The sequence below is a fragment of the bacterium genome (assembly GCA_040757115.1).
GTDB lineage: Bacteria > UBA9089 > CG2-30-40-21 > CG2-30-40-21 > SBAY01 > JBFLXS01.
The window spans coordinates 1-5,146 of the sequence record JBFLYA010000265.1; the positions used below are offsets into that span (position 1 = coordinate 1).

Genomic DNA, 5,146 nt, shown 5'->3' on the forward strand with positions numbered 1-5,146 from the left:
GGGGGATAAAATATGCTTTCTTTAGGAATTTTTAGCGGTTCTTTAAAGCCTTTCTCAAATTTGCTAAGAATTATGGATGACAAATCAGAAATAGTAATTTTCTCTTTACCTGTCCAAATAGCTAATAGACACCGCGTAGTCAAATCTACTCCTTTAACTTTATCAAAACCATATTCATCAAGAGCTGTATCAAAGACACTAATACTTATATACCAATAAGCAAAAATTTCCGCCCTCATTAAGTGAAAATAGAATTCAAAGATAGAGTTATCATATCTGCTTATAAAGTATCCCCTACAAGCTATAATTATAAATCTACCTTTAAATTTCCAACTTCTAAACTTTTTAGAAATTTTAATTCTTTCTTTATTTACACTTTTAAGGAATTCTTCATATCTCCATGTATAAATACAACCAAGATAAAATGAGAGGAAATATCTTTTAAACCACTGTAATTTCCACCAAAATGAGGTTCTTAAGAACATCTGGGTTCTTATAAATCTCCATAATACTAAAAATGGTCTTTCCGACTCTTTAAGATTAAGAAATAATTGCATAAATATTTAATCATTCCTCCTTCTATAGTTTCGTCATTTTTTAACAACCTTGGCTCATCATATATGTTAGTAAGTAAAGTATGTCTTCGATACTTGTCACCCTGAACTTGTTTCAAAGTCTCATAAAACACTTTAGTTAAAGAGGCTTAGATTCATTTATTAAGTAGTAGATGCTGAAAACAAGTTCAGCAGGACAAAACTATCGTTTCTGGATTAATCCTCACCTGTCCTCAACTTGATTCAGGACGAGGACAGGTTTATTTTTTGACAATTCTACTTTGAAGGTTGAGATGGAAAAAATTCTAGTGTCGTGTTGAGCAAATTTCGCACCATTTTTACCATTAAGTTTTGGTCGTTTTTTGCCGCTATATTATATAAGGAGGTATTGGCAATGCGAGGACCAAAACCGAGAACAGTTGTTATCTCGTTGGAACAAGTTGAATCTCTTAAATAGCACCTTCGTTCCGGCAAAACTCAGTACCGTGTGGCTCGTCGTGCACGTATGTTACTTCATCTTCTCTGAAGAAATGTCCCCTTCGCAAATTGGTCAACACATTGATTGCGAGCGGACCACTGTCTCGCGTATCTGCCGGCGATTCGAAAAACGTGGTCTTGACGCCTTACACGATGCTCCACGGTTGGGTGCTCCCCGCCGTTTTTCCCCCCTTGCAGAGAGCACAGATTCAGGCAATTGTTTGTGCACCCCCTGCTGACTACAACCTCAATATTATACACTGGTCTGTCCGGGATCTGGCTACGACTATTGTTGAGAAAAATGTTGTTACATCCATTCATTACAGCACAGTATGTCTCATTCTCCAAGCCTCTGAATTCCAACCACACCGCTCCCGCTACTGGATGACCAGTATGGACCCAGAATTTGTCTCCAAATCAGCCAAGGTGCTTTGGTGCTACGAACGGGCTAAATCTCTCGCCAATAAAGGAGAGGCAGTCCTCTGCGTAGATGAGAAACCCGCCCTCCAAGTGTTTGAACGTGCCGCCCCCACTATCCCCATCTCCCCAAGACATATTGAACGTCAGGAGTTCCATTATATCCGCCATGGTACCGTGAATTGGTTTGCAGCTCTTAGAGTCCATGATGGCAAAGCATGGGGGAACGCCCTCAAGTCCAATAACCACCAGTACTTTCTCGAGGCAATGGATCGTTTGTTGTATGAGCACCGTGACTGGTCTCGAATTCATGTCATCATGGATAATGGCCCAAGTCATATCCATCATGAAGTTTCTGAGTGGGTACAACAGCAAGGAAGACGCATACGCCTTCTCTATTTTCCCACTCACGCTTCGTGGTTGAATCAAGCCGAGATTCTCCTCCATGTCTTCGCATCGAAATACATTAGAAGAAGCTCATGGGACAGCCCAGAAACGTTTGTTGACCATCTTTATAAAAGTAACGATGAGTACAATCAGCGGCTCGCAGAACCATTTAATTAGTCGTTTACTCGTCACAAAATGCGTGACTGGTATTGTTGCAAAATTTCTTCAACTTGACACTAGTGCTCTGTCGCCATTCAAATGATTGATTGGCCGTTGTCCCCGCTGGCGGGGGTAGGGGGGTGGATTCTTCTATTTCAGATTTCATATTCCACCCCCTTAATCCCCCCGCCAGCGGGGGACATCAATTGAGTAGCGACAGAGCACTAGTGTCGTGTTGACTATACTGGACACTGCCATTAACTGAGATATTTAGGGACGGATCATTTTCATCGTTTTTCCTGTAATTTCTTTTGAAAATTAGAAATTGGAAATTAGGTCTTCACTTCTTTCCCCAATTTCTAATTTCATATCCATTTTTAACCGCAAGCTTTCATGCTAAAGTGAACCGTCTCTAAAATCGCAATTTGTAACGGTGTTGAGTATAAATTTCGCACGAATTTTTACTAAAGTTTTGGTTCGCAAAATCCGATAATAATAATAGAGAAACATTTTTAAAGGAGAGCTCTCTCAACATCTCCAGAGCTCGGATTTGACTAGGGTTTAAAACCAACCATTTTTTATCTTCCCCCCAATTTTTACCATCACAACATCACCAATTCCTGATTTATTCCAGGGCTGGCACCATTTTTTTCTTGACTTTCTCCCATTTTTTTGTTTTGCTTATTTGTATATTAGCTATTAACAACTAAACAAAATTAAAAAACATGGGAGGTGTATTTTTATGTTGCCAGCCCTTCGCTCACATAAAAAATATAAAAAATTTGTCAAAAAACATATAAAAAATCTCCAACTATCAGAAAAAGATAACGAAGTTTGCGAAAAACTAAAACTCCTTAATCTGGAGCCTCTCCGCCCAATAGTTGAACCTCTATACAGTCCTTCAAAAGGTTCTACGGCCAGAGCTCCTGAAGACATCCTCCGCTCTTTTGTAGGAATGTCCCTTTATGATTTCATTTCCATTGACCACTGGTATGATTTCCTCTCTGATAAGAAAAATATCGCCTCTGTCTATATTATAGGACAATCTCCTAATACCCTTATTAGCGTAGGAACACATTATCACTTTATTGATCGACTTTGGCAAAATACCTCCAAAACAGAACAAATAGTCAATCTAAAGAACAAAAAGAAAAAATCCGTCAAATCACACAAAAATAAAGATGAAGAGGACATAGAAACGTTGAGAAAAAAACACCATCATATCTTGGCAAAAATCGAAGAAAGAATCAAAACCCGTTATCCTGACCCCTCTATCGTCCCAATGGACAAAAGACATGAAGCTGTCATAGATGCTATATTCCACACAATTGCTGTCCAACCTTCCATTGAAAAAGGTCTGGTGGCTGACAATCAATTCAATGGTGATAGCACTAAAGTAGCAACTTTCGCTAACCCAAACGGACATAAAGTCTGTTTCGGCAAAGATAATTGCCACTGCCCATGTAAAAAATGCAAAGAAGGTAATTGTGACTGCTCTAAAGAAAAATGCTCCTGCAACGGAACTTCCCCCAGAAAACAAACAAAAATTTCGAGCTAACCTATTGTTAATTAAGGAGATATGTTGAAAGTGATTTTGAGACTTTCGTAGCTACAATTGAACAGACAAGTTTATTTCTAATCCTTCATAAAAAATATTATCTCATAAATTGTAAGAATTGTCAAGTATTTTTTTTAAATATTAAAAATATTCGTAGGCACACTTTTAAAATATATTTTGGTCGTATCCTCTTGATACTCATAAACTTAAATTTACTTTTTAGATGATTTTTAGGGGGAAGTTCCGCTGCAATTATAGAAAATTACACGATCCTGATGCCGCCTGGGGTTATGACTCTTACCATGACCGCTTTGTTTATGGTCACAGTATCCACCTACTCTCTGATAGTAAAAATGATTTACCTGTTCTAATTAAACTTACCCCCGCTAACCGCCATGATAGCGTCATTACTCCTCTTCTCCTCTTTAGCGCCAAAAACATCCATCAATACTCATTTACAAATGCAGCTTTTGATACCGCAAGCGATAATTACCCTACTTACAGACTCGCAACTGACTACTGGAAAATTAACTTATTCATCCCTCTTAGAGAAACGACTAAGTCCTCGCAGATTAAATTACCTCGTTCTATAATCAAATTCACCGATAAAGGCACTCCTGTCTGCCTTAATAATATGGAGATGTATTGCTGGGGGTTCTGTAAGGACAGATCCAGAATTAAATGGCGTTGTCTCCTTGTAGCCTTGAAATCTACTCCCGATCTAAAATCCTGCCCTCATCATCTACAATGTTCCACATCTGATTATGGGAGAGTAGTTTTTACTAAACCAGAATGGGATTATCGCCTCTTTACTCCTATCCCAAGAGAAACTCCTTTATGGGAAAAATATTATGATGAACGGTCAGGTTGTGAACGACTAAACAAACGACTGACTAAAGACTACAAATTGGATGAGATAAAAACTACTGGGACTAAACGATGGTTCTTCCGAGCAACAATAGCATCTATTTGTATCCACATAGATGCTTGGTGGACACAACTCAATAGGGAAAAATCTAACACACAACTAAAAGAGTGAACCTCCAAAAGAATATCTCCTAATATTTTTTTCTGAAAAACACCTTCCTTTTACCTACAAGGGAATAATGCGCCCTTTTAACCCCAAAAAATCTCCCTTCTGGGTTGTCAAAGAACCTTTTTCTTCCCAAACTACTTTTCGCTCTCTCCTAATATATTGTTATCAACCTTACCTATCCATTTGTTGAGAAAGCTCAATAATCTAAAAAAGGTTACGGGTTATGGTTAGGAAACCCGTCTGGAAGTTAGGTTAGGAGGTTGGTGAAAGAGAAAGCCTGACTTCTTAACCCCTAAACCAAACTGGCATCTTAACCCTTTTACCAAAAATCCCTTAAGTGATACTCTCTGAAAATGTTGCGAAATTTGCTCAACACGACACTAGTGCTCTGTCGCTACTTAATTGATGGATAAAGTCGTTTCAGTTTAATCCTTGCATCTGGGGTCGTAAATTGCCAATCCACTTTAGCCCCTGCATCATTTCTTTCTGATTCCCAAGCCGCTACTTCTCTTTTCATCTCAGTAATGTTTTCAATTCTTCGTGACAAACACTGCTGGC

At 38.6% G+C, this 5,146-nt stretch carries 6 protein-coding genes; 4 read left to right on the forward strand and 2 right to left on the reverse strand.

Annotated features, from left to right (window positions below):
- On the reverse strand, positions 1-557 hold a 557-nt coding region (locus AB1422_16630; GenBank protein MEW6620932.1), incomplete at its 3' end, for a hypothetical protein.
- Between the two features lie 527 nt (positions 558-1,084).
- On the opposite strand from AB1422_16630, the gene AB1422_16635 reads away from it, so the two are divergent.
- The 4 genes from AB1422_16635 to AB1422_16650 all read left to right on the forward strand — a co-directional run bounded on the left by AB1422_16635 (position 1,085) and on the right by AB1422_16650 (position 4,591).
- The gene (locus AB1422_16635; GenBank protein MEW6620933.1) at positions 1,085-1,270 is read left to right on the forward strand and encodes a helix-turn-helix domain-containing protein; all 186 of its coding nucleotides are present in this window, start codon (positions 1,085-1,087) and stop codon (positions 1,268-1,270) included.
- On the forward strand, positions 1,185-2,012 hold the full coding sequence (locus AB1422_16640) for an IS630 family transposase (GenBank protein MEW6620934.1): 828 nt from the start codon (positions 1,185-1,187) through the stop codon (positions 2,010-2,012). Before AB1422_16635 ends, AB1422_16640 begins: the two co-directional genes overlap by 86 nt.
- Before the next feature lie 724 nt (positions 2,013-2,736).
- Positions 2,737-3,552, forward strand: a complete 816-nt coding sequence (locus AB1422_16645) for a hypothetical protein (GenBank protein MEW6620935.1) — start codon at positions 2,737-2,739, stop codon at positions 3,550-3,552.
- A 223-nt stretch (positions 3,553-3,775) separates the two neighbouring features.
- Positions 3,776-4,591 (forward strand): hypothetical protein, encoded by an 816-nt coding sequence (locus tag AB1422_16650; protein MEW6620936.1) that lies wholly within the window; start codon positions 3,776-3,778, stop codon positions 4,589-4,591.
- 391 nt (positions 4,592-4,982) lie between these two features.
- Here the strand turns inward: AB1422_16650 and AB1422_16655 are convergent.
- Positions 4,983-5,146 (reverse strand): IS630 family transposase (locus AB1422_16655; protein MEW6620937.1); only part of this gene is annotated, 164 nt, incomplete at its 5' end.